Raw genomic sequence first — 24,411 nt, 5'->3', positions numbered from 1 at the left:
CGCCGGCCCCTGGCCCTGGCCGCCTGCGCAGCAAGCGCCTATCGGCTGCGTCCTACACGGCGTGTTCATGCCAACCGACAAGGGCAGCCGGCACTCACCGATGAACACGCGGTACTTCGACGTTTAACCTTGCTACAGGTGTTTCAACTGCGAGCGCCACGCACATCAAGGGGCGCGCCCCTGCAAGGAGATCGACATGCTGCACTATTCCGTTGTTTTCCTCGTGATCGCCCTGATCGCAGCCGTGTTCGGTTTCGGGGGCATTGCCGCTGGCGCCGTCGAGATTGCCAAGATCCTCTTTTTCATCTTTGCCATCATGGCTGTGATCAGCTTCGTGGTCGGCCTGATGAAAAGAAAGTGACTCCCCGCCATCCTCCGGCTCCAGCGCACATCGGGCTGGTGCCTGCCTTTTCCTTCCATTTCCCAAGGACCCCATGAAAAACCCACTCTCCAGCCATTCTCCTGACCAAGACACCCTGTCGGGCACGCGTCATCTGTCCGAGCAGATGCTGACCGGAGCCGAGAGAGCCATGGACAGCACCCGCAGCCTGGCCAACGACACACTGGACCGCGCCGAGGACAAGGTGCGCCATTTGCGCGGCAGCATCGACCCGTTGGTCGACAAGCTGGCCACCCAGGCGCAGAAGCTGGCGCGCCAGAGCCTGGACATGGCCTCGGAGGCCAGCGACCGCGCACAGCGCTCCATGCACCGCTATGCAGACGCGACGACGCGTTATGTGTCCAATGAGCCCGTGAAGTCCATCCTGATCGCCGCCGCAGTCGGCGCAGCCGTGGCCTTGCTGGTGGCCTCGACCGTGCATCGCGACAAGCGCTGATTTCCGCCGTTTCGCTTCCTTTGCCCAGTTACTGAGCGCCCATGCTGCACCCGCTGTTTTCCATTCTTGTCAGACGCCCCGACCTGGTGGTCGATCACCTGTCGGCCTATGGCGCCCTGGTCCACGAGGAAGCTTCGGAAGCTGGGTCGGAGCTGCTTCAGCGCGGACTGGCGTGGGGCCTGGTCATGCTGTGTGCCGGCGTGTTTTTGACACTGGCGGGTGTGGCCCTGATGCTCGGTATTTTGCTGAACCAGTTTCACTGGGTGCTGGTTGCCATTCCGGCGGCCATGCTGCTGCTGTTGCTCGTCGCCTACGGCAAGGCGCGGCAGCCCCTGGCCGCTACCCCTTTTGAAGAACTCAAGGCCCAGCTGGACCGCGATGCGCAGGCACTGCGCGCAGCAGCCTGACCCCGATGATGAACGACAACACCGCGCTTTCTCCCCGCCAACGCCTGGACAACAGCCGGCAGGCGATTGTTCGCCAGATGGGGCATGACACTGCCACGGCGGTTGAGCACGGCGGCAGCCCGGACGAGATTGACGCGTCGGCCAGCACCTGGTCACTCGTCAAACAGACGGCCATGTCCTGGTGGCAAACCCACCCGGCCAGCCTGGCTCTGGATTTTGCCCAACCGAGGATGCAGCGTTTTGCCCAAGAGCAGCCTGTGAAGCTGCTGGCCATTTCTGCGGGCCTAGGCGCGGCGGCCATGTTTCTCCGGCCCTGGCGCCTGATATCGTTGACCGGCCTCGTTTTCGCGGCGCTGAAGTCATCCGAGGTTGCCGGCCTGGCCAGTTCCCTGCTGGCTTCCGGCACCCGGAACGACCGCTTTCGATGAATTCCATTCGCAAACCGACTGGCGTGGTGCCGTCAGTCGGCCAGCTTCTCAACTCTCCGCACCAAAACATATTTATAAACTTCAAGGAAAACCCATGAAATACGCTCGCGCAATTGCATTCGCCGCCCTGGCTGGCATCACCATCATCAGCGCTGGTTGCGCCGTGACCCGCGGTCAGGAAACTGCCGGCTCTTACGTCGACGACGCAGCCATCACCACAGCCGTGAAGGCCAAGTTCGCAGCAGACAAGACGGTTGCCGCCACCTCCATCAGCGTCGAAACGCTGAACGGCACGGTGCAGCTGTCTGGCTTTGCCAAATCGGCTGCCGAAAAAGCCCAGGCTGAAACCATTGCACGCAACACCAAGAACGTCCGCGCTGTGCGCAACGACATCGTCGTTCGTCCTTGAACTAGCCCCGATGGGGTGACACGGGCTGGCCCTGCCAGCCTGTCAAGCGGGGTCCGGTTGTCTGCAACCGGACCCCGCTTTGCTTTTTGCCGGTCGATGCACGATGCGCTACCACCGCTACCACCTGGACTCTGTCTGAGTCCGAAAGAACCATGGCCCTGCGCCCTCGGCCCATGCCCATAAAAAAAGTCACTGGTACGCCACCCGAAGGCGCGTGCCAGTGACCGGCTTGAACGTAAAAGTGAATTAACCGGGTTTGACCACCAGCTGGTTGTTGACCGAGGTCACGCCCTTGACCTGCTTGGCGATGTCGGTGGCCTTGTCTTTGGCTGCCGCGCTGGGCGCCGGACCGTTCAGCGTGACCACGCCATCCTTGGTGTCGACATTGATCTTGATGGCGCTCAGATCCGGGTCCTTGGCCAGCCCGGTGGAGACTGTCGCCGTGATGGTGACGTCGTCTATTTTTTCACCCATGGTGGTGCTGGCCTGGCTACCGGTGGCTTGCGCGTCCTTGGACGCTTCTTTCACGGTGTTGCCGGCGTCCTTGGCAGCCTTCTCGGTTTTGGCGATGCCGGAATCGATCGACTGGCCAACGGTCTTGCCGTCATCCGCTTTGTTGCAGGCCGTCAGTGCCAGCAGGACGGCGACGGAACACGCCAGCGCCAGAAGTGGTCGCCGCGCTTGAAGAGGGGTTGGGTTCATGGTGCTCTCCTTTGTTGAGATGAAATTCGCAACGCTCAGATCTTGTCGATCAGTTTTTGGGCTTGTCCTTGACGTTTTCCTTGGCGTCACCGTAACCCGCCTGGGTTTTGCCCTTGGCCTGGTCCGCCAGTCCTTCAGCCTCCAGCTTTTCATTGCCAACCACGCGACCAGCCACTTCCTTGGCTTTGCCCGCAGCCTGGTCCACACGGCCTTCGACTTGATGCTTGTTCATGGTGTTTCTTCCTTTGAAAATGGGATGCGGCCCGCCTGAATGGCGAGCACACCCCCACTGTAGGCAAGCTGGTTTGGGCAGATCGTCAGCGCCTGCGGAATTTTTTGTAGGACGGCAGGCAGTCCCCGCGCACCGGCGCCTCAAGGGTGGCAGGAGCCGTGCCGCTTGCGGAAAAGGCGGGGCGGCAGCGCCTGCGGATCGGCAAACAGGCCACGCCGCGCCGACCGGGCCTGCCTCTGCAACCCCAGGTAGGGCCCGTCCTCACGCCCATACCGGTACGACCAGGCATGGCCTTGCGCGACCATCCAGCCGGCCATGTCTTCTCCGTCCAGATGCACGGTTGCCACGGCGCGGCCATAGTCGTCATGATGGTGCGTCGTCACGACCACCGTGCGGCGCGCCACGCGGCTGGCCAGGGCGACACGCGCGGCACGGCCGCCGGCCTGGCAGATCTCGGGCGCATCGATGCCGGCCAGGCGCAGCTTGACCGGCCTGCCGCCTCCGGCGGGCCGGACCCACAACGTGTCTCCGTCGGTGATATGTGTGACTTTCATGCCTTCTGCCCAGGCGGAATGGACGCTGACAGCTATCAAAAATATAGCGATTTTGAACGCGGTCATGGTCATGGTCATGCAGTAACGATCCAGCCCTCAAGCGGATCGACATCGCTGGGCAGGCCGTAATTCGCTGCGCCCTGCGCATGTTGTGCCTGTGCCCATGCGGCCTGCACCAGGCAGAGCGCTGCATCCAGGGCGTCGCCGCTGGCGTCGTCGACCAGGGTGTCACGCTGCGCATGGCTGAGCTTCAGGCGCAGGCCCAGCCGGGTCTGGCCCATCTCCAGCGCGGTGATCAGGTCCTTGCGCGCAATCAGCCGGTCCGGCGTCTGCTTGAGCCGGTCGTCGCTTTTGTAGGAGCGCCGCCCCAGCACCTCGCGCGCGAGCAGCCCCGGGTAGGCTTCGAGCGCGACGCGCGACAGGTCGCCCTCGTGCAGGCCCGGCAGGTGAACGCCGGCTGCCAGCAGCCGCGGCACACCCGCGTGCAGCATGAACGCCACCGGTGGATTGATCCATTTCATGGACGGGCTGGAGCCGGCCGGAATGTCGGTGGCGCGGTGCGCAAACTTGCCGCCCACCGGGCGCGCCGCGCAGAAAGCCGCAAACGTCTGCCGGATCTCTTCCCGGCTGAGGCTGGCGTAGTGGGCCATCAGCGCCGTCCAGAGGCCTGGCCAGCCGAGGTGCTCGACCAGCTCGCGCGGCAGGCCGAACGGGAAGTCAAAAGCGCCCAGCCACGCACGCGGCTGGCTCAGCCAGTCCCCGAAGGCTTCCAGCGACGCGATGCGTTCCAGGCCCCCCAGCAATACGCGCCCGCTGGACAATGATCCACTGGCCAGGACGATGGGTTTGCGGCGCGTCGGGCTGCTGGAAAAATCGCAGCCGATCAGCAGGGGCAGGGTTGGGGTCATGGGCCGCTTCCGTTCAGCCCAGGGCCAGCGCGGTCACGCCCGCAGCAATCAGGCCGGCGCCCAGCAGGCGTTGCAGGCGGTCGCCCTCGCCGAGCAAATGCCCGCCGATCAGCGCGGCGAACAGCATGGAGACTTCGCGCGCCGGCGCCACATGCGACAGCGGCGCCACCTGCATCGCATACAGGACCAGCACGTAGGAGACAGGGCTGATGGCGCCGACCAGCAGCGCGTACTTCCATTGCTGGCGCCACAGCCGCGCCGCCGCCGGCCTGTCGCGCAACACCACCGGCGCCAGCAGCGCCAGCCGCACGAAGTTGCCCAGGTAGTCGAGCAGGATGGGCGACATCAGCATGAACTTGACCGCATAACCGTCCACCACGGTGTAGCTGGCGATGAAAGCCCCGGTGAGCAGGCCGTACAGCATGCCCTTGTGCACGCGGCGACGCTGGGCCGGGTCGTGCGCGGCGCGCAGCAGGCCGGGGCCGCCGGCAATCAGGAACACGCCGGCCACCACGCCGGCAATGCCCGCCAGCCCCATCGCCGAGATCTGCTCGCCCAGCAGCGTGATGGCCACCAGCGAGGACAGCAGCGGCCCGGAGCCGCGCGCCAGCGGGTAGACCACCGTCAGGTCGGCCTTGCGGTAGCCGCGCAGCAGGATCATGTAATACAGCACGTGCAACACACCGCTGACGGCGATGAAGGCCCATTCGCGCCAGCCCCAGCCAGGAATCACCCCCCAGGCGGCCCACGCGCCGACCGGTGCCCAGACCAGCATCAATGTCACGCTGGTGAAAAAGGCGAAACGGGCGTCGCCGCCGGCTTTTTTGGCCGCAATGTTCCAGCTGGCGTGAATCAGGCCGGCAAGCAGGACCAGGGCAAAAGCGGACAGCGGCATGGCGCAAGCGGCGGGCAGCGCACCCGAACGCCGTGCGCCCGCGCATCTGCCTGGCCAGCAGGACTCAGACCTTGCCGCAGATGGAGGCGGTGGCCATCAGGTCTTCCAGCAAGGCCAGCGACACCTTGCCCGACACCGAGTAAGGGTCGAGCTCGGCCTTCTCGGAGTATTTGAGCAGGATGGAGGCGTTGATGCGCTCGACATTGACCTGGCCCATGGTCCAGCCGCCAAAACGCCGCTCGGAGATTTCCTCGTAATGCAGCAGCACCACGTCTTTATGGCGCGGGTCCCTCTGGATGTGGCCATACAGATCGCTGACCTGCATGCGCCCGCCTTCGAGGGCCTGCAGGAAAATGCCGCCGCCGTAGCAGAGGATGCCGGTGATGCCCATGGCCGGGTTGTGGCTGCGCGACTGCGCAAGGATGGATTCGGTGAGATCGCTGGAGCCGGGGTTGACCGAGCGGCTGGCGTAAAGAAGGCGTACCAACATCGTGGGTCCTTAGGGCCTGTCCGCACTATGTATGCAAGTGCGAACGTGATTAAAACAGCGCCAATCTAGGCGCGCGACGACGCTCAGCCTGGGCGGCTGGGCTAGGAGTGCAACAACGAGTGGCGCTGTTTTAACCACGTTCCCTCCGGGTTGCGAGTCAAAAAGGCCATGCGCAGCGTTGCAAAGCCTTGCCGGGCTCCAGCCCGGCTGCATTTTGCGCCTCGCGCATGACCTTTTTGACTCGCAACGCATCTTGCATACATAGTGCGGGCAGGCCCTAGCTGCTCTTTTTCGGGATGAGCGACAAAAATTCGCGGCGCAGGTTCGGGTCCTTGAGGAACACCCCGCGCATGACGGAATTGATCATCTTGCTGTCCAGGTCCTTCACACCGCGCCAGCCCATGCAGTAGTGGCTGGCCTCCATGACGATAGCCAGGCCGTCAGGCCGGGTTTTTTCCTGGATCAGGTCGGCCAGCTGGACCACCGCTTCTTCCTGGATCTGCGGGCGGCCCATGATCCACTCCGCCAGGCGCGCGTATTTGGACAGGCCGATGACATTGGTGTGTTCGTTGGGCATCACGCCTATCCAGAGCTGGCCGATCACCGGGCAGAAGTGGTGCGAGCAGGCGCTGCGCACCGTGATCGGACCGACAATGATCAGCTCGTTGAGGTGCTCGGCATTGGGAAATTCGGTGACGGTGGGACCGGCCACATAACGGCCCTTGAACACCTCGTTGAGGTACATCTTGGCCACGCGGCGCGCGGTGTTGTTGGTGTTGTGGTCGCGCTCGGTGTCGATCACCAGGCTGTCCAGCACGCCCTGCATCTTGCCTTCCACCTCGTCCAACAGCTTCTCCAGTTCGCCCGGCTCGATGAAGGCGGCAATGTTGTCGTTGGCATAGAAGCGTTTTTTCGCCAGGGCGAGGCGTTCGCGGATCTTGACGGAGACCGGCGTGCCTTCGTCAAGAAGGGCGGGGGAATCAGGCGTATTGGATTTCATAAGCATGGTCAGATGTTACCAGTCTGCCTCAAAACAGCCATGCCCCTTTTTTGCAAGGGTTTTAGGCCTCCAGCCCTTTGTACACGTGCTCCGACAGCTATGAATTAAGGAGCATTTTCAGTGCCTGCCGGGGATGAACCCCGTCTGCAGGGAATCGGCACGGGCTCAATAACGCTGGCCGGCAATCAGCAGGGCCAGGCGCATCAGGGCGTAGGCGATGTAGTCCAGCACCCGCTGACGCCAGGGTCGGCGGCTGTAAATGTCCGGATCCAGCCGCACGCCGCCGGCCGTCATGGCCAGAACGAGGCGCTCACGCAAGGCCTGCGCAAAACCGGGGTCCTGCACCACCACGTTGGCCTCGTGCGCCAGCAGCAGGCTCAGGGGATCGAGGTTGGACGAGCCGACGGTGGCCCAGCGCCCGTCGATCACCGCCACCTTGGCGTGCAGGAAGCCGGCGTCGTATTCATGGATCTCCGCACCCGCCGCCAGCAGCGCGCCGTACACCGGCCGCGCCGCATGGTATTGCATGAAGTATTCGTACCGGCCCTGCAGCAGAAGGCTGACCCTGACGCCGCGCCTGGAAGCCCGGATCAGGGCCCGGCGCAACTTCCCGCCCGGCACGAAATAGGCATTGGCAATGATGATCTCGTCCCGCGCCTGGCCAATGGCCTTGCGGTATGCGCGTTCGATGGTGCTGCGATTGAGCAGGTTGTCACGCAGCAGCAGGCCGGCGGTGTCGCTGCGCCCACGCGCCGTACGAAGGGGCGCGCCGTGACCCAGCCCATTGGACCGACCACCGTAACCGGCCGCCTTGACAGCCTCCCAGGCGGCGAGCAGGTGGCGCTGCCGTGCGCTGTAGCCGGCCTCCACACGCCACCAGAGCAGCGCCATGGCGTCGGAGGCTTCCACCGCCAGCGGCCCGGTGACCGCCACGGCAAAGTCGAAACGCGGCTCCGTCAGCGGCCCGTGGTTGGGGTCGTAAAAATCGTCCAGAATATTGATGCCGCCGCAAAACACGATGTGCTCATCGACCACACACAGCTTGCGGTGCAGGCGGCGCCACCGTTCGGGAACCAGCAGCCCCAGCGCAGCAAACCGGCCGTGACCCAGCGGCGCGTAAAAACGCCATTGCACCCCGGCCTGGTCGAACTTCTCCTGCCATTCAGGGGAGAGGCGGTCGGTGCCGACGCCGTCGACCAGCACCTGAACCAGCACACCGCGCCGCGCCGCGCGCACCAGCGCCTCGGCGACGTCCGCACCCTGCCCGTGGACGTCGAAAATATAGGTTTCCAGCTGCACCCAGGCCGTGGCCGCGTCGATCGCCTGCACCAGCGCCGGGAACAGCGCCTGCCCGCCCTGCAGCAATTGCAGCGCGGGCGCGGGGGATAGGGATGGGGAAGAAAGCGGGGCCATGATCTCGGGTGGGGATTGTCGGGCCGGCGTCGGGTTCAGGCCGGCCATGGTCCGGGTCAAGCGGCAAATTTTGGCAGCATCAGCACGGCCTCGGCATTCGAGGGGGAAAAGCACCGGTCCGCCGCTTCCCGGTAGGGCAGCCACTGCCAGGCGCTGTGTTCGCGGGGGCTGAGCGTGACGGCTGTGCCCGGCGGCACACACAGGCTGAAGACATGTTCGGTGTTGTGCGTGACGCCAGGCGCGTAGCGATGTCGCCAGACCGGGTAGATCTCATAGACATTGGCCAGCGCCCAGTCACGAAAATCTTCCGGCCGCGCTGAAATGCCGGTTTCCTCCATCACTTCGCGCGCGGCGGTCAGCGCCAGGGGCTCATCCAGGCGGTCCATGGAGCCGGTGACACTTTGCCAGAACCCGGGCTGGTCGGCACGCTCGATCAGCAACACCTCCAGCTGCGGCGTATGAATGACCACCAGCACCGACTCGGGAATCTTGAAGCTTTGCACGCTATCCCCCGATCTTTTCCAGCCGCCGGCCGCTCTTGATAAAGCCTGTCATGCAGGCCTGTCCGTTCAGGCCGGTTGCGGATTGCGCAGGCGGATGTGCAGCTCGCGCAGCTGCTTCTCGTCGACCGGGCTGGGTGCGTGCGTGAGCAGGCACTGCGCGCGCTGGGTCTTGGGGAAGGCAATCACGTCGCGGATGGACTCGGCGCCCGTCATCATGGTCACAATGCGGTCCAGGCCAAACGCCAGGCCACCGTGCGGCGGCGCGCCGTACTGCAGCGCGTCGAGCAGGAAGCCGAACTTCTCCTGCGCTTCCTCGGGCCCGATTTTCAGCGCATTGAAGACCTTGCTCTGCACCTCGGCGCGGTGAATACGCACCGAGCCGCCGCCGAGCTCCCAACCATTGAGCACCATGTCGTAGGCCTTGGCGATACATTTGCCGGGATCGGTGTCCATCCAGTCTTCATGGCCGTCCTTGGGCGCCGTGAAGGGGTGGTGCACAGCGCTCCAGCGCTGGCCTTCCTCGTCGAATTCGAACATCGGAAAGTCCACCACCCACAGCGGCTTCCAGCCGGCCGTGAAGATGCCGGTCTTCTTGCCGAAGGCGCTCAGGCCGACCTTCAGGCGCAAGGCGCCTATGCTGTCGTTGACCACCTTGGCCTTGTCGGCGCCGAAGAAAAGGATGTCACCGTTTTGCGCACCGGTGCGCTTGAGGATCTCGGCCACCGCGGCGTCATGGATGTTCTTGACGATGGGGCTTTGCAGGCCGTCGCGGCCCTTGGTGACGTCGTTGACCTTGATCCACGCCAGGCCCTTGGCGCCGTAAATCTTGACAAACTCGGTGTAGCCGTCGATCTCGCCGCGGCTCATCTCGGAGCCGCCCGGCACGCGCAGGGCCACCACGCGGCCGCCCGGTGTCGTGGCCGGCGCGCTAAAGACCTTGAAGTCCACATCGGCCATCACATCGGTCAGCTCGGTGAACTCCAGGTTGATGCGCAGGTCGGGCTTGTCGGAGCCGAAGCGGTGCATGGCGTCGGCATAGGCCATGACCGGAAACTCGCCGAGGTCGGTGGCCAGCACGGTCTTGAAGATATTGCTGATCATGCCCTGGAACATGTCGCGGATGTCCTGCTCGCCCATGAAGGACGTCTCGATATCGATCTGCGTGAATTCGGGCTGGCGGTCGGCACGCAGGTCTTCGTCGCGGAAGCACTTGGTGATCTGGTAGTAGCGGTCGAAGCCGGCCACCATCAGCAGCTGCTTGAAGAGCTGCGGGCTTTGCGGCAGTGCAAAAAACATGCCTTCGTTGACACGGCTGGGCACCAGGTAGTCGCGCGCGCCTTCCGGCGTGCTCTTGGTCAGCATTGGCGTTTCGATGTCGATGAAGCCGTTGGCGTCGAGGAACTTGCGCGTTTCCATGGCCACGCGGTAACGCAGCATCAGGTTGTTCTGCATGTAGGGGCGGCGCAGGTCCAGCACGCGGTGCGTGAGGCGCGTTGTCTCTGACAGGTTGTCGTCATCGAGCTGGAACGGCGGCGTCACGCTGGGGTTGAGCACGGTCAGCTCGTGGCACAACACTTCAATCTTGCCGCTTTTCAGCGCGTCGTTGACCGTGCCGTCCGGGCGGGCGCGCACCAGGCCCTTGATCTGCACGCAAAACTCATTGCGCACACCTTCGGCCGTCTTGAACATGTCGGCGCGGTCCGGATCACACACCACCTGCACATACCCCTCGCGGTCGCGCAGGTCGATGAAAATCACGCCGCCGTGGTCGCGCCGGCGATTGACCCAGCCGCACAGGCTCACAGTTTGGCCCATCAGGGCCTCGGTCACCAGACCGCAATAGTGGGAACGCATTTGGGAAGTCATAGATAAATCGCTTTGCTTGAGAGCGCTTGCGCGCCGAGGGGCTGGTACTTGTTTACTTGGGCTTGTAGCTGGCGGCGCTGCCGGGCACCACCACACCCATGGAAATCACATAGGTCAAGGCTTCGTCCACACTCATTTTGAGTTCAATGCAGTCGGCCTTGGGCAGCATGATGAAATAGCCGCCAGTGGGGTTGGGGGTCGTCGGAACATACACGCTCAGGTAGTCACCCTGCAGGTGGTTGGCCACATCGCCGCCCGGTATGCCGGTCTGGAACGCGATGGTCCAGACGCCTTCGCGCGGCCACTGCACCAGCAAGGCCTTGCGAAATGCATTGCCGTTTTCCGAGAACAGGGTGTCGGAAACCTGCTTGACGCTGGAATAAATCGACCGGACGATGGGAATGCGGCTGAGCAGGGCATCCCACCAGCTGACTAAAATTCTTCCGAAGAAGTTGCTGGCGATGGCGCCAATCGACAGCACGATGGCCAGTGCCAGCAAGACGCCGAAGCCCGGGATGTGAACACCCAGCAACTTGTCCGGATGCCAGTCTCCCGGAAGGATTTGCAGCGTCTGGTCCAGCGTGCCGATGATCCAGTTGAGCAGCCAGACCGTGACCGCCAGCGGCACCAGGACCAGCAACCCGGCCAGCAACCATCGGCGTATCGGGCCCATCAGCTCGCCTTGGCAGGGCCGGAAGGGGCCGGCGCGGGAGCGGGGGCGGCAGCAGGGGCAGGAGCAGTTTTTCCTGCCGGCTCGGCAGGCTTGCTGTCTGCAACAGCAGCAGGGGCTTCGCCGCCGCTGGCGGGCGGAACCGCGGTGGCGCCGCCACCGCCGCGAAAATCAGTCACGTACCAGCCCGAGCCCTTGAGCTGGAAGCCGGCCGCGGTGAGCTGCTTCTTGAACGCGGGCGCGCCGCACTGGGGGCAGTCGGTCAGCGGGGCATCGGACATTTTTTGCAAAACGTCCTTGGTATGCCCGCAGGACTCGCATTTGTAAGCGTAGATTGGCATGGTTTCAGAGGTTTTGTCAGAGGGAGTGCTGTCCCGAAGTGACCCTCAGGATGCAAAACCTTCAATTATAGGCGCTGCTGATTTCTGGAGCCGGCCCCGGATTGGCCAAGTGCGGAGCCCGCGCCACAGCTGCGGCGCGGTTCCGGTTGCCCCAGGCGCCCCACACCGCGCGGGGCAAGCGCCTGGCACGCCTGGTGGCGCCGGTCAGCCTTCGGTGGACAGCCGGTGATGGCTGCCGCGACTGTTCTCAATCGTCTGCGGCGTCAGGGAGCCCACGAGCATGCCCAGCGTGGCGGCCAGGACACCCGCCAACTGGGCGGGGAATTGCTCCCCCAGGGTACTGAAGGTAAACAGCAGCCAGGCCGCGATGCCGCAGACCACCGAGAAAATGGCACCCTGGGTGCTGGCCTTTTTCCAGTACAGCCCAAACACCAGCGGGACAAAAGCGCCGACCAGGGGCACCTGGTAGGCGCCCGACACCATGTCGTAAATCGAGGTTCCCTGCATGAAGATGGCGTAGCTCAGTACCAGGGCGCTGAAGACCAGCACGGTGGTCCGCATCAGTTTGAGTTCATGTTTGTCGCTCATGCGCGGTTTGAACTGGCGCCAGATGTTCTCCACAAAGGTCACGCTGGGCGCCAGCAGGGTCGCCGACGCGGTGGACTTGATGGCCGACAGCAAGGCGCCAAAAAACAGCACCTGCATGATGAAAGGCATTTTTTCGAGCACCAGTGTCGGCAGGATTTTTTGCGGGTCTTCCTTGAGCAGCAGGGCCGTCTGCTCGGGCATGATGAGCAGCGCGCTGGCCACGAGAAACATTGGGACGAAGGCAAACAGGATGTAGAAAATGCCGCCTATGACCGGCCCCTTGGTCGCCGCGCTCTGGCTGTTCGCCGACATCACGCGCTGGAACACGTCCTGCTGCGGAATCGAGCCAAACATCATCGTGATGGCCGCGGCAAAGAAAAACACCATGTCCCTGAAGTTTGGTTCCGGCCAGAACCTGAACAGGTCCTGGCTGGTGGCCAGGGCCACGACCTTGTCCGCGCCCCCGGCCAGGTTGCCGGCAAAAATGGCCAGCACGGCCAGGCCGGCGACCAGCACAATCATCTGGATGAAGTCGGTCACCGCGACCGACCACATGCCGCCGAACAGGGTGTAGGCCAGCACCGAGGCCGTGCCAATGATCATGCCGGCCGTCATGCTGATGGCGCCGCCCGACAGGAGGTTGAACACCAGCCCGAGCGCCGTGATCTGGGCCGCCACCCAGCCGAGGTAGCTGATCATGATGATGATGGAGCACACCACTTCGATGGTGCGGCCGTAGCGCTCGCGGTAGTAGTCGCTGATGGTCAGCAGGGACATCTTGTAGAGCTTGCCTGCAAAAAACAGGCCCACCAGGATCAGGCAGGTGCCGGCGCCAAAGGGGTCTTCCACCACGCCGTTCAGGCCGCTGCTGACGAACTTCGCCGGAATGCCCAGCACGGTTTCCGAGCCGAACCAGGTCGCAAACGTGGTGGTCACGATCATGATCAGCGGCAGGTTGCGCCCCGCGATCGCGTAGTCGGCGGTGTTTTTAACGCGCCGGGCGGCGTACAGGCCGATGATGATGGTGATCAGAAGATAGACAAAGACCAGGGTCAAGAGCATGGCGATCTCCTCAGGAATGCGTGATTATCACCAGATTTTCCGGCTCAAAAAAACCGGATTCTCAGCAGAATTTGCATGGCCAGCAGGCCCAAAGCAAAACCCAGACCACCATAAATCAGGCTTTGCAGTAGCTTGTTGGTGCGCCGCTGCTCCTGCAGCAGCGCCTGAAGCTCCTGGCGGTTTCCGCCGCTCTGGCCCTTGAGGTATTGCTGCAACAGGCGCGGCAGGCCGGGCAGCAGCTTGGCGTAGGTCGGCGCCTCGGCCTTGAGTTGCTCCAGCAATTTTTCCGGCCCGACCTGCTCCAGCATCCAGGTCTCCAGAAAGGGCTTGGCCGTGCTCCACAGGTCCAGCTCGGGGTCCAGCTCCCGGCCCAGGCCTTCGATGTTGAGCAAGGTCTTTTGCAGCAGCACCAGTTGCGGCTGGATCTCCACATGGAAACGGCGCGAGGTCTGGAACAGGCGCATGAGCACCGTGCCGAGCGAGATTTCCTTGAGCGGCCGGTCGAAATAGGGTTCGCAGCAGGCGCGTATGGCCGACTCCAGTTCATCGACCCGTGTCTGCGGCGGCACCCAGCCCGATTCGATGTGCAGCTCGGCCACCCGTTTGTAGTCACGCTGGAAAAAGGCGCTGAAATTCTGTGCCAGGTATTCCTTGTCGACCTCGGTGAGCGTGCCGACGATGCCGAAGTCCAGCGAGATGTAGCGACCGAAGGTCGCGGGATCCAGGCTGACCTGGATGTTGCCGGGGTGCATGTCGGCATGAAAAAAACCGTCCCGGAAGACCTGGGTGAAAAAGATGGTGACGCCGTCGCGCGCCAGCTTTTTCATGTCCACGCCGGCGTCCCGCAGGCGCTGCACCTGGCTGATGGGCACGCCGTCCATGCGCTGCATCACCATCACGTCGGGCATGCAGAAATCCCAGACCATTTCCGGAATCAGCACCAGGTTCAGGTCCTGCATGTTGCGGCGCAGCTGGGCCGCATTGGCGGCTTCGCGCAGCAGGTCGAGCTCGTCATGCAGGTATTTGTCGAACTCGCCCACCACTTCACGCGGCTTCAGGCGCTTGCCGTCGGCCGACAGGCCTTCGACCCAGCCGGCCATCATGTGCATCAGCGCCAGGTCTTTTTCGATGGCGGGCAGCATGTTGGGACGCAGCACCTTGACCGCCACCTCACGGCCACCGGGCAGCGTGGCGAAGTGAACCTGCGCAATCGAGGCGCTGGCGACAGGCTGGCGCTCGAAGGTCGCAAAAATCTGGTTGATGGGCCGGCCGAAGGCCTTTTCAATGATGGCAATGGCCACATCCGAGTCGAACGGCGGGACCCGGTCCTGCAGCCGGGCCAGTTCGTTGGCGATGTCCAGCGGCAGCAGGTCGCGGCGGGTCGACATGACCTGGCCGAACTTGACAAAAATCGGTCCCAGGCTTTCAAGGGCTTCGCGCAGGCGCTCGCCGCGGGGCGCTTTCAGGTTCCGGCCCAGCGACACAATACGCGTCAGCCTCCTTACCCAGGGCCTGCTGAAACTGGAAAGCACCAGCTCGTCGAGGCCGAAGCGCAGCACCGTCCAGACAATGAAAACGCCCCTGAACAGGCGGCTCATGCGGGAGCTTTCGGAGGCTCCGTCACCGGCGAAACACCGGGCTGCACCGGTGAGGCGGACGAAGACGGTCGCGGTGCCTGGGCCAGAAACTGCCGCAAGCCCGCCACGCCCTGGCGCGCCGCGCTGGCCAGCGTATGGGCCGGCACGTCACCGATCAGGCGCGAAAGGTCTTCCTCCACATCCCAGCGCAGGTTGTCCGCCAGCCAGCCGAGTTCGGCGGCCAGCTGCACATCGCCCTCAATCTTGACCGGCGGCGCTTTGCCTGCCAGCACGGACTGCAGCACCACGCCCGGTGATTCTGCCGCCACCGCCAGCAACAGATCCGGCCTGGTCGCGGCCGGCGCGCGGTCCACCAGCCCGGCGGGCGTGATCAGCAAATCCAGCGCAAACACACCCCAGCGGACATGGACCACACTGCCTTTTTTGCGCAAAAGACGGTTCTGCGCCTCCTTTTCCTGCATCAGGACATGGTTGAGCAACAGCACCAGCTTCTGCTGCCCTTCATCAACCGCCCAGGCGGGGGGCTGAAAACGGGTGGCCAGGGACTGCAAAAAAGAAAAAGGGGACGTGTTATTCATACGTCCCCGATTTTGCAGCATAAATATGGCCCCCACGGTCGCTCACTTCGTGTAGCTCCCTGCCCCCCGAGGGGGCCGCTGCGCCTGCGGCCCGGCGAAGCCGGTTCCGCGGCCCCTGCTTGTAAAGACAGTCCTTTGCGCTCGCAGCTTATTGCAAGGCTTGGACGCCGGCGACAAGCCAGCCACCACCGTTGCGCGGCTTGGTCATGTTCCAGACTTCGCGGAAAGGGCTGGGGCCCGCCGAAGCGTCTTCCCGGATCATGCCGGAGAACTCCACGCTGGCCATGTAGACATCGCTGAGCTCTTCAATGCCCAGCAGCTGGGCATCGAGCATGACCACGTCGGTCTTGTTGACCACGCCACCGGTGTGCGATTCCCGGTCGGCCAGCTGCGCCTTGATCTGCTCAAGCATCTCGTCGGTCATCATGGCGCGCAGGCTGTTGACATCGGAACGGTCCCAGGCGTCCTGCAGGGTCACGAAGTTGGCCTTGCAGGCCTTGAGGAAACCTTCGGCATCAAAGCCGGCGGGGACACCCCAGGACTGCGACCCGCCGAGGGAGGAACCGATCATCGAGCCGCCGGCAGCGGCGCCCGCGCCGGCCTTGTTGGCCTCAAACGCCATGCTGCCGCGCTCCCAAGGCCGGGCCGACGCGTCGTTGCCGACATTTTCGGGACTGTAGTTGCGCGGCGTGGCCGCATTACCTGCTCCCTGCATGGCATAAGGCGTCGCGCCCTGGCCGCTGTTGGCCTTGAGCCTGCGCATGATGAAGCCGACGGCCACCATCACCAGCATGGCGAGCAAGGCAAACATGATGATCTGCCCAAAAGCGCCGCCCAGACCGAGCGAGGAAGCCAGCCAGGCCAGACCCAGACCCGCGGCCAGCCCGCCCAGCATCGCGCCCCAGGGCTTCTTGGGCGCTGCTGCAGCGGCCCCGGTGTTGGCCGGCGCGGCCGGCGGTGTCGCCTGGCGCTGCGTCACGTTGGACGATTGCCGTCCGACGGAGCCGCCGCCGCCCATGCGTTTGGCTTCCGCAGGCGCATACGCCAGGAGCATGGTGGTGGCCAGGACAGCCGCCAGAATCGCAGACCAAAGTTTCATACCGTCTCCTCTGATTAAATATTTCAACACTTGATTCCAACATGCAATGCCACTACCCCGCCGGTGAGGTTGTGATAGTCCACATGGCCGAAACCACCTTTGTGCATCAGGGCCTTTAGCTCTTCCTGGCTCGGATGCATGCGGATGGACTCCGCCAGGTAGCGGTAACTCGAGTCGTCGTTGGCCACCAGCTTGCCCAAACGGGGCAAGACCTTGAAGGAATACCAGTCGTAGGCCTTTTCCAGCGGCTTGGCAATTTTGGAGAACTCCAGCACCAGCAGCTTGCCGCCCGGCTTGAGCACGCGGTTCATCTCCTTGAGCGCCTCGTCCTTGTGCGTCATGTTGCGCAAACCGAAGGCCACCGTCACCAAGTCGAAACGGGCATCGGCAAAAGGCAGGTGCTCGGCATCACAGACGGTGGTCGGCAACACCTTGCCAGCGTCCAGCATGCGGTTGCGGCCTTCGCGCAGCATGGCTTCATTGATATCGGTGTGCACCACGCAGCCGGTGCTGCCGACCTTGGGGGCGAACGCCAGGGCCAGGTCGCCGGTGCCGCCGGCAATGTCCAGCACATACTGGCCCTCCCGGACATCGGCCACCATCACAGTGTAGGCCTTCCAGACCCGGTGCAGCCCCATGGACATCAGGTCGTTCATCACATCGTATTTCGGCGCCACGGAATCGAACACGCCACGCACTCGGCGTGCCTTGTCCTTTTCGTCAACCGACTCAAATCCGAAATGGGTACTGCTCATACGTCAATGCTAGGGGTGAATGCCAGCAATTCAAGCGACAACCCTGCCCCCGATTGGGGCATTGCCGCGGATTTATGTTGAAAAACAACAGCTGCGCCCAAACGCCGGGCGCCATCAGCTATGAAAAATATAGCGAACGAGGGTTTGCCCGCATCAACCATCAATGGCTGCCGCAGGCATGGCCGCCCGCTGCGACCATGGGCGCATCGCGCTGCATGCCGGCCGCCTCCAGGCGCTGCAGGTAATCGGTCCACAAACGCGCCTGCTCCGAGCCCAGGAAATAAAGGTAGTTCCAGGAAAAAATGCCGCTCTCATGGCCGTCGGAAAACACCGGCTTGACCGCATAGTTGCCGATGGGTTCGAGTTCGACCACCGTGACCTCGCGTTTGCCGGTCTGCAGCACTTCCTGGCCAGGGCCGTGGCCCTGGACTTCGGCCGAGGGCGAATAAACACGCATCAGTTCGAACGGAATCTTGAACTCGGTGCCGTCCGAAAATGCAATCTCGAGCACCCGCGACTGGGCGTGCACGGTCAGCGCGGTGGGGGTGGGGGTGTCGGGGGTCAGGCCTGCCATGAACTTTTCCTTCGGTGAATCAGACCAGCACGCGTTCGATGCCGCCGTTGTTGGCCGCCTCGACATAGCCGGGCAGCCATTCCTTGCCGAGGATCTGGTTGGCCATTTCCACCACGATGTAGTCGGCCTCGAGCAAGCCGTTTTGCAGGTCGTCGCCGTACCGGGTCAGCCCCTGCAGGCAGCTCGGGCAGCTGGTCAGGATCTTGACGTTGCCGGTGTCGGCCACGGCGCCGCTGGCGCGCAGTTTGGCTTCGTCCTTGCGCAGCTCTTCTTCCTTGCGAAAGCGGATCTGGGTAGAGATATCGGGGCGTGACACGCCCAGCGTGCCGGACTCGCCGCAGCAGCGTTCGGACTTGAGCACCTGGTCGCCGAGCAGCGCCTTGACGGTTTTCATCGGCTCCTGCAGCTTCATCGGGCTGTGGCAGGGGTCGTGGTACAGGTAGCCTTGGCCCGGCTGGTCGGTGCGCAGGGTAATGCCCTTTTCCAGCAGGTACTCGTGGATGTCGATGATGCGGCAACCCGGGAAAATCTTGTCGAACTCATAACCCTGCAGCTGGTCGTAGCAGGTGCCGCAACTGACCACCACGGTCTTGATGTCGAGGTAGTTCAGCGTGTTGGCCACGCGGTGGAACAGCACCCGGTTGTCGGTGATGATTTTCTCGACCTTGTCGAACTGGCCGCTGCCACGCTGCGGGTAACCGCAGCACAGGTAACCGGGCGGCAGCACGGTCTGCACGCCGGCATGCCAGAGCATGGCCTGGGTCGCGAGGCCGACCTGCGAAAACAGGCGCTCCGAGCCGCAACCGGGGAAATAAAACACCGCCTCGGTTTCAGCCGTCGTGCGGGCCGGATTGCGGATGATGGGGACGTAGTCCTTGTCCTCGATGTCCAGCAACGCGCGCGCGGTTTTCTTGGGCAGGCCGCCCGGCATCTTCTTGTTGATGAAGTGGATCACCTGTTCCTTGACCGGCGCCGCACCGACCGTCGCCCGCGGCCTGGCCGTCTGTTTGCGCGCCAGGCGCTTGAGCAGCTCGTTGGCCACGCGCTGGGCCTTGAAGCCGACGTCCACCATCGCGCTGCGCATGAACTTGATGGTCTGCGGGCTGGTGGCGTTGAGGAAGAACATGGCGGCGGCATTGCCGGGACGGAAGGACTTCTGCCCCATCTTGCGCAGCAGGTTGCGCATGTTCATGGACACCTCGCCGAAGTCGATGTCCACCGGGCAAGGGCTCAGGCACTTGTGGCAGACGGTGCAGTGGTCGGCCACGTCCTCGAACTCCTCCCAGTGCTTGATGCTGATGCCGCGCCGCGTCTGCTCTTCGTAGAGGAAGGCCTCGACCAGCAGCGAGGTCGCCAGGATCTTGTTGCGCGGGCTGTACAGCAGGTTGGCGCGTGGCACGTGGGTGGCGCACACCGGCTTGCATTTGCCGCAGCGCAGGCAGTCCTTGACACTGTCGGCGATCCCGCCGATGTCGGACTGCTGCATGATCAGCGACTCGTGGCCCATCAGGCCGAAGCTGGGCGTGTAGGCGTTGGTCAGGTCTGCCAACAGGCTCTCCGGCGCGGAGTCATCAGTCTTTTTGGCCTTTTGCCCAATATTCACGGGCGCAATCTGCTCCTGATTTCGTAGCAACTTGCCCTTGTTGAAGCGCCCTTCGGGATCGACCCGGGTCTTGTAGTCGGCAAAAGGCTGGAGCTCGGCGTCGGTCAGGAACTCCAGCTTGGTGATGCCAATGCCGTGTTCACCGGAGATCACGCCGTCGAGCGAACGCGCCAGCACCATGATGCGGGCCACCGCCTCATGCGCGGTCTGCAGCATCTCGTAGTCGTCGCTGTTGACCGGCAGGTTGGTGTGCACATTGCCGTCGCCGGCATGCATGTGCAGGGCGGCCCAGACGCGGCCCTTGAGCACCTGCTTGTGGATGGCGCTGCACTCCGCCAGGATGGGCGCAAAAGCCGCGCCCGAAAAAATCGCCTGCAGCGGCGCGCGCAGCTGGGTTTTCCAGCTGGCACGCAGCGAATGGTCCTGCAGTTGCGGAAACAGCGCATCCACATCACGCAGCCAACCCGACCACAAGGAGCGCACATCGGCAATCAGCGCCACGGCCTGGCCAACGCGGTCTTCCAGCAGCTCGGCCGAGGGGATCTCGCCGGCGTCGTCCGACTTGCCCAGGGGGAGCTTGCCCTTGAGGAAAAAGGCCTCCAGCGCATCACACAGCCGGACCTTGCTGGCCAGGCTCAGCTCGATGTTGATGCGTTCGATGCCATCGGTGTATTCGGCCATGCGCGGCAGCGGAATCACCACGTCTTCGTTGATCTTGAAGGCGTTGGTGTGGCGCGAAATGGCGGCGGTGCGCTTGCGGTCCAGCCAGAATTTCTTGCGCGCGTCCGGGCTGATGGCGATGAAACCCTCGCCACGGCGCGAATTGGCGATGCGCACGACTTCCGAGGTCGCGCGCGCCACCACGTCGGCGTCGGCGCCGGCAATGTCGCCGAACAACACCATCTTGGGCAGGCCGCCATGGGTCTTGGACTTGGTCGCATAACCGACCGCCTTCAGGTAGCGGTCGTCCAGGTGCTCCAAACCGGCCAGGATGGCGCCGCCGCGCTTTTGCTCGGCGAACATGAAGTCCTTGATCTCGACGATGCTGGGAACCGCGTCCCTGGCATTGCCGAAAAATTCCAGGCAGACGGTGCGTGTGTGCGCCGGCATGCGGTGCACGATCCAGCGCGCGCTGGTGATCAGGCCGTCGCAGCCTTCTTTCTGGATGCCGGGCAGGCCGCTGAGGAACTTGTCGGTCACGTCCTTGCCCAGGCCTTCCTTGCGGAAGGTATTGCCGGGGATGTCGAGTCGCTCGGTGCGCACCGGCGTCTTGCCGTCGGCCTCGAAATATTTCAGCTCGAAGCTGGCCATCTCGGCGTCGTGGATCTTGCCGAGGTTGTGGTTCAGGCGGGTGACTTCCAGCCACTGCGCCTCGGGCGTGACCATGCGCCAGGAGGCGAGGTTGTCCAGCGCTGTGCCCCAGAGCACGGCCTTCTTGCCACCCGCATTCATGGCGATGTTGCCGCCTATGCAGGAGGCTTCGGCCGAGGTCGGGTCCACCGCAAAGACATAACCACCGCGTTCGGCCGCATCGGCCACGCGCTGCGTGACCACACCGGCTTCGGTCCAGACGGTGGCCACGGGCTGGTCCAGCCCGGGCAGCGCCACCTGCTCGACCTCGGTCATGGCCTCGAGTTTTTCGGTGTTGATGACGGCCGACTTCCAGCTCAGCGGAATCGCGCCGCCGGTGTAGCCGGTGCCGCCGCCGCGCGGAATGATGGTCAGCCCGAGTTCGATACAGCCCTTGACCAGGCCGGCCATCTCGACTTCGGTGTCCGGCGTCAACACCACAAACGGGTATTCAACGCGCCAGTCGGTGGCATCGGTCACATGCGAGACACGCGACAGGCCGTCGAACTTGATGTTGTCCTTGAGCGTGAACTTGCCCAGCCGGCGCGCGGTCTTACGGCGCAGCTCGGCCATGTCCTCGAACGAGGTGGAAAAACGGTTGACTGCGGCGCGCGCGGTTTCGAGCAACTCGCCCACGATGGCGTCGCGCTGGCTGTCCGCCTCGGGCGTGCGACGTTTTTCGACCTCGGAGAGACGGTGCTGCAGGGCCTCGACCAGCATCCGGCGGCGCTTGGGATTGTCCAGCAGGTCATCCTGCAGATAGGGGTTGCGCTGCACCACCCAGACATCACCCAGCACCTCGTACAACATGCGCGCCGAGCGGCCAGTGCGGCGCTCGTCGCGCAGCAGGTTCAGCAGGTCCCAGGCCCGTTCGCCGAGCAGGCGGATCACGACTTCGCGGTCGGAAAACGAGGTGTAGTTGTAGGGAATCTCGCGGATGCGGGCTTGCCCATGCTCCGCGTCGGGTGTCGCGTCGGAAGCGAAAACGTTCAGGTCTTGGAGGGTGTCGGGGGCGTTCATCGTGGGGGAAATTCCGCCGCGCTCAGCGGCCTTGCGTGCTGTGGGCCTATGTTACCGCAGTGCAACAAGACCCTGACACCGTCGCCGGCCTCATGGAAATCCCGCTTGTTAAAGGCACCATGGAGCCGTTTAAATGACTTGTCACAATCAGTTCGTACACTGAACGTTACCCCAACTCAGGAGTTTTCATGAAGAACCGTTTTTCGGCGGCGGCCCTTGCTGCCTGCGCTTTTTGCCTTCCACTTGCCAGCCAGGCACAAACCGAAGTCCAGTGGTGGCACTCCATGGGCGGCGCCCTCGGCGAGTGGGTCAACGACCTGGCCAAGGACTTCAATGCCAGCCAGAAGGACTACAAGATCACGCCGACCTTCAAGGGCAGCTACGACGAGTCCATGACCGCCGCCATCGCCGCCTACCGTGCCGGCAACGCACCGCACATCCTGCAGGTCTTTGAGGTCGGCACCGCCACCATGATGGCCTCCAAGGGCGCGATCAAGCCGGTCGGCGAAGTCATGAAGCAGTCCGGCCTGCCTTTCGATCCGGGCGCCTACGTGCCGGCGGTCGCCGGCTACTACACGGCGCCCAACGGCCAGATGCTGAGCTTCCCCTTCAACAGCTCGACCCCGGTCTTCCACTACAACAAGGACGCGTTCAAGGCCGCCGGCCTGGACCCCGAGAAACCACCGACCACCTGGCCCGAAGTGGCGCTGGCCGCCGCCAAGCTCAAGGCTTCCGGCCACAAGTGTCCGTTCACCACCAGCTGGATCAGCTGGACGCAGCTGGAAAGTTTCTCGGCCTGGCACAACGTGTTGTACGCAACCAAGAACAACGGTTTCGGCGGCCTGGACACACGTCTGGCCTTCAACACCCCGCTGCATGTGCGCCACATCGAGAACCTGGCCAACATGGCCAAAACCGGCCTGTTCGTCTACAAGGGCCGCAACAACGCGGCTGACGCGACCTTTGTCTCGGGCGAATGCGCCATGGCGACCGGCTCGTCGGCGCTCTACGGCAGCGTGGTGCGCAACGGCAAGTTCGGTTACGGCATCGGCACCCTGCCCTACTACCCCGATGTCCAGGGCGCACCGCAGAACACCGTGATCGGCGGCGCCAGCCTGTGGGCCATGTCCGGCAAGAAGCCCGAGGAATACAAGGCCATCGCCTCCTTCTTCAACTACCTGTCCAAGCCTGAAGTGGCTGCGGCCAGCCACCAGCGTACCGGCTACCTGCCGGTCACCAAGGCTTCGTTCGAGATGACCGACAAGTCCGGCTTCTACAAGAAAAACCCGGGCACCGATGTGTCGGTCACCCAGATGATCCGCAAAACCACGGACAAGTCGCGCGGCGTGCGTCTGGGCAACTTCGTGCAGATTCGCACTATCATTGACGAGGAACTCGAAGGCGTCTGGAAAGGCAGCAAAACCCCGAAAGATGCGCTCGACATGGCCGTCAAGCGCGGCAACGAGCAGCTCGAGCGCTTCCAGAAAGCCAACAAGTCCTGATCAGGCGGGGCGGTGTCCGCACCGCCCTTTGCAAGCCAATATAGCTGCCGACCCCCCGCATCACGGGATTCGGCAGCTATTATTTTTATAGCATCTCATGGAAAAACGGGTTCTTTTCAAATCGGTCTGGCTGCCCTGGGCGCTGATTGCACCGCAGATGGCGGTGATCCTGGTTTTCTTTTTCTGGCCGGCCGGTCAGGCGCTCTACCAGAGCCTGCTGCTCGAAGATGCCTTCGGCTCCTCCAGCGAATTTGTCGGCTTGGAAAACTTCCGCCGCCTGTTCGCCGATCCGTCCTACCTCGAGTCCTTCTACACCACCGCCATCTTCTCCGGCCTGGTGGCGGTCTCGGGACTGACCATCGCCCTGCTGCTGGCGGTCATGGCCAACCGCGTCGTGCGCGGCGCCGGCATCTACAAGACCCTGCTGATCTGGCCGTATGCCACCGCGCCCGTCGTGGCCGGCGTGCTCTGGCTGATGATGTTCGCCTCGCCCTACGGCGTGCTGGCCTATGCCCTGCGCGAAGTCGGCTTCGAGTGGGACCATGTGCTCAACGGCAACCACGCGATGGCACTGATTGTCATGGCCGCCGTCTGGAAGCAGATTTCCTACAACTTCCTGTTCTTCCTGGCGGGCCTGCAGTCGATTCCGCATTCGCTGATCGAGGCCGCAACCATCGACGGCGCATCCCCGTGGAAACGTTTCTGGAGCATCGTGTTCCCGCTGCTGTCACCGACCACCTTCTTCCTGCTGGTCATCAACATCGTCTACGCCTTCTTCGACACCTTCGCCATCGTTGATGCAGCCACGCACGGCGGGCCCGGCAAGGACACCTCCATCCTGGTCTACAAGGTCTATTACGACGGCTTCAAGGCGCTCGACATCAATGGTTCTGCCGCGCAATCGGTGGTGCTGATGGTGATCGTTGTTGCACTGACGGTGATCCAGTTCAAGTTTGTCGAGAAGAAGGTGAATTACTGATGGCCCCCACACTCCTCACTTCGTGCAGTTTTCTGCCCCCCGAGGGGAC

Annotated in this window: 26 protein-coding genes; 7 read left to right on the top strand and 19 right to left on the bottom strand. The window is 63.4% G+C overall.

What is annotated here, in order from left to right; genetic code table 11:
- Window positions 1-196 precede the first annotated feature (196 nt).
- The 5 genes from B7G52_RS14270 (at window position 197) to B7G52_RS14250 (ending at window position 2,080) form a co-directional block, all read left to right on the top strand.
- The gene (locus B7G52_RS14270) at window positions 197-361 is read left to right on the top strand and encodes a DUF1328 domain-containing protein (protein ID WP_096667256.1); all 165 of its coding nucleotides are present in this window, start codon (window positions 197-199) and stop codon (window positions 359-361) included.
- A gap of 73 nt (window positions 362-434) precedes the next feature.
- Window positions 435-836, top strand: a complete 402-nt coding sequence (locus B7G52_RS14265) for a hypothetical protein (protein ID WP_240523460.1) — start codon at window positions 435-437, stop codon at window positions 834-836.
- A gap of 41 nt (window positions 837-877) precedes the next feature.
- Window positions 878-1,243 carry a phage holin family protein gene (locus tag B7G52_RS14260; protein WP_096698223.1) on the top strand — a complete coding sequence of 122 codons (366 nt, stop codon included), beginning with the start codon at window positions 878-880 and terminating at the stop codon, window positions 1,241-1,243.
- A gap of 5 nt (window positions 1,244-1,248) precedes the next feature.
- On the top strand, window positions 1,249-1,671 hold the full coding sequence (locus tag B7G52_RS14255) for a hypothetical protein (protein ID WP_096698222.1): 423 nt from the start codon (window positions 1,249-1,251) through the stop codon (window positions 1,669-1,671).
- A 94-nt stretch (window positions 1,672-1,765) separates the two neighbouring features.
- A complete protein-coding gene (locus B7G52_RS14250; RefSeq protein ID WP_096698221.1) occupies window positions 1,766-2,080 on the top strand; it encodes a BON domain-containing protein in 315 nt (104 codons plus the stop codon).
- 246 nt (window positions 2,081-2,326) lie between these two features.
- Here the strand turns inward: B7G52_RS14250 and B7G52_RS14245 are convergent, their stop codons facing one another.
- The 19 genes from B7G52_RS14245 to B7G52_RS14155 all read right to left on the bottom strand — a co-directional run bounded on the left by B7G52_RS14245 (window position 2,327) and on the right by B7G52_RS14155 (window position 21,881).
- Window positions 2,327-2,782, bottom strand: a complete 456-nt coding sequence (locus B7G52_RS14245) for a BON domain-containing protein (RefSeq protein WP_096698220.1) — start codon at window positions 2,780-2,782, stop codon at window positions 2,327-2,329.
- A 49-nt stretch (window positions 2,783-2,831) separates the two neighbouring features.
- Window positions 2,832-3,014, bottom strand: a complete 183-nt coding sequence (locus tag B7G52_RS14240; RefSeq protein ID WP_096698219.1) for a CsbD family protein — start codon at window positions 3,012-3,014, stop codon at window positions 2,832-2,834.
- 140 nt (window positions 3,015-3,154) lie between these two features.
- Entirely contained in the window at window positions 3,155-3,568 is a 414-nt protein-coding gene (locus B7G52_RS14235) for a thermonuclease family protein (RefSeq protein ID WP_170954772.1), read from the bottom strand.
- Between the two features lie 74 nt (window positions 3,569-3,642).
- Window positions 3,643-4,476, bottom strand: a complete 834-nt coding sequence (locus tag B7G52_RS14230) for a DUF429 domain-containing protein (RefSeq protein ID WP_096698217.1) — start codon at window positions 4,474-4,476, stop codon at window positions 3,643-3,645.
- Between the two features lie 13 nt (window positions 4,477-4,489).
- Window positions 4,490-5,371, bottom strand: a complete 882-nt coding sequence (locus B7G52_RS14225) for a DMT family transporter (RefSeq protein WP_096698216.1) — start codon at window positions 5,369-5,371, stop codon at window positions 4,490-4,492.
- Between the two features lie 64 nt (window positions 5,372-5,435).
- Entirely contained in the window at window positions 5,436-5,861 is a 426-nt protein-coding gene (locus B7G52_RS14220; RefSeq protein WP_096698215.1) for a BLUF domain-containing protein, read from the bottom strand.
- A 277-nt stretch (window positions 5,862-6,138) separates the two neighbouring features.
- A complete protein-coding gene (gene folE, locus B7G52_RS14215; protein WP_096698214.1) occupies window positions 6,139-6,867 on the bottom strand; it encodes a GTP cyclohydrolase I in 729 nt (242 codons plus the stop codon).
- A 159-nt stretch (window positions 6,868-7,026) separates the two neighbouring features.
- A complete protein-coding gene (gene clsB, locus B7G52_RS14210; RefSeq protein ID WP_096698213.1) occupies window positions 7,027-8,274 on the bottom strand; it encodes a cardiolipin synthase ClsB in 1,248 nt (415 codons plus the stop codon).
- Between the two features lie 56 nt (window positions 8,275-8,330).
- Window positions 8,331-8,777 (bottom strand): dihydroneopterin triphosphate diphosphatase, encoded by a 447-nt coding sequence (gene nudB, locus B7G52_RS14205; RefSeq protein WP_096698212.1) that lies wholly within the window; start codon window positions 8,775-8,777, stop codon window positions 8,331-8,333.
- 66 nt (window positions 8,778-8,843) lie between these two features.
- A complete protein-coding gene (gene aspS, locus B7G52_RS14200; protein ID WP_240523459.1) occupies window positions 8,844-10,631 on the bottom strand; it encodes an aspartate--tRNA ligase in 1,788 nt (595 codons plus the stop codon).
- A gap of 64 nt (window positions 10,632-10,695) precedes the next feature.
- Window positions 10,696-11,316: a DUF502 domain-containing protein gene (locus B7G52_RS14195; protein WP_096698210.1), complete on the bottom strand. Its 621-nt coding sequence runs from the start codon at window positions 11,314-11,316 to the stop codon at window positions 10,696-10,698.
- Window positions 11,316-11,654 carry an FmdB family zinc ribbon protein gene (locus B7G52_RS14190; protein WP_096698209.1) on the bottom strand — a complete coding sequence of 113 codons (339 nt, stop codon included), beginning with the start codon at window positions 11,652-11,654 and terminating at the stop codon, window positions 11,316-11,318. The genes B7G52_RS14195 and B7G52_RS14190 overlap by 1 nt, the downstream gene beginning before the upstream one ends.
- 204 nt (window positions 11,655-11,858) lie before the next feature.
- Entirely contained in the window at window positions 11,859-13,304 is a 1,446-nt protein-coding gene (locus tag B7G52_RS14185; protein WP_096698208.1) for a sodium:solute symporter family protein, read from the bottom strand.
- A gap of 44 nt (window positions 13,305-13,348) precedes the next feature.
- Entirely contained in the window at window positions 13,349-14,902 is a 1,554-nt protein-coding gene (gene ubiB / locus B7G52_RS14180; protein WP_096698207.1) for a ubiquinone biosynthesis regulatory protein kinase UbiB, read from the bottom strand.
- Window positions 14,899-15,480, bottom strand: a complete 582-nt coding sequence (locus B7G52_RS14175) for a hypothetical protein (protein ID WP_096698206.1) — start codon at window positions 15,478-15,480, stop codon at window positions 14,899-14,901. Before B7G52_RS14175 ends, ubiB begins: the two co-directional genes overlap by 4 nt.
- 148 nt (window positions 15,481-15,628) lie before the next feature.
- Window positions 15,629-16,579 carry a Tim44 domain-containing protein gene (locus B7G52_RS14170; RefSeq protein WP_096698205.1) on the bottom strand — a complete coding sequence of 317 codons (951 nt, stop codon included), beginning with the start codon at window positions 16,577-16,579 and terminating at the stop codon, window positions 15,629-15,631.
- Between the two features lie 23 nt (window positions 16,580-16,602).
- On the bottom strand, window positions 16,603-17,334 hold the full coding sequence (gene ubiE / locus B7G52_RS14165; RefSeq protein WP_096698204.1) for a bifunctional demethylmenaquinone methyltransferase/2-methoxy-6-polyprenyl-1,4-benzoquinol methylase UbiE: 732 nt from the start codon (window positions 17,332-17,334) through the stop codon (window positions 16,603-16,605).
- 160 nt (window positions 17,335-17,494) lie between these two features.
- Window positions 17,495-17,908, bottom strand: a complete 414-nt coding sequence (locus B7G52_RS14160; RefSeq protein WP_096698203.1) for a gamma-butyrobetaine hydroxylase-like domain-containing protein — start codon at window positions 17,906-17,908, stop codon at window positions 17,495-17,497.
- Window positions 17,909-17,927: 19 nt separating this feature from the next.
- Window positions 17,928-21,881 carry a DUF3683 domain-containing protein gene (locus tag B7G52_RS14155; protein ID WP_240523458.1) on the bottom strand — a complete coding sequence of 1,318 codons (3,954 nt, stop codon included), beginning with the start codon at window positions 21,879-21,881 and terminating at the stop codon, window positions 17,928-17,930.
- A gap of 188 nt (window positions 21,882-22,069) precedes the next feature.
- Here B7G52_RS14155 and ugpB point away from each other — a divergent pair, with 188 nt between their 5' ends.
- Window positions 22,070-23,383, top strand: coding sequence for a sn-glycerol-3-phosphate ABC transporter substrate-binding protein UgpB (ugpB, locus tag B7G52_RS14150; protein WP_096698202.1), 1,314 nt, complete (start codon window positions 22,070-22,072; stop codon window positions 23,381-23,383).
- A 97-nt stretch (window positions 23,384-23,480) separates the two neighbouring features.
- The gene (gene ugpA, locus B7G52_RS14145; RefSeq protein ID WP_096698201.1) at window positions 23,481-24,362 is read left to right on the top strand and encodes a sn-glycerol-3-phosphate ABC transporter permease UgpA; all 882 of its coding nucleotides are present in this window, start codon (window positions 23,481-23,483) and stop codon (window positions 24,360-24,362) included.
- Window positions 24,363-24,411 lie beyond the last annotated feature (49 nt).

This window comes from Polaromonas sp. AER18D-145 (assembly GCF_002379095.1).
Classification (GTDB): domain Bacteria; phylum Pseudomonadota; class Gammaproteobacteria; order Burkholderiales; family Burkholderiaceae_C; genus Polaromonas.
Note: the sequence above shows the minus strand (reverse complement) of the source record. Positions and strands in the feature narration are given on the sequence as shown.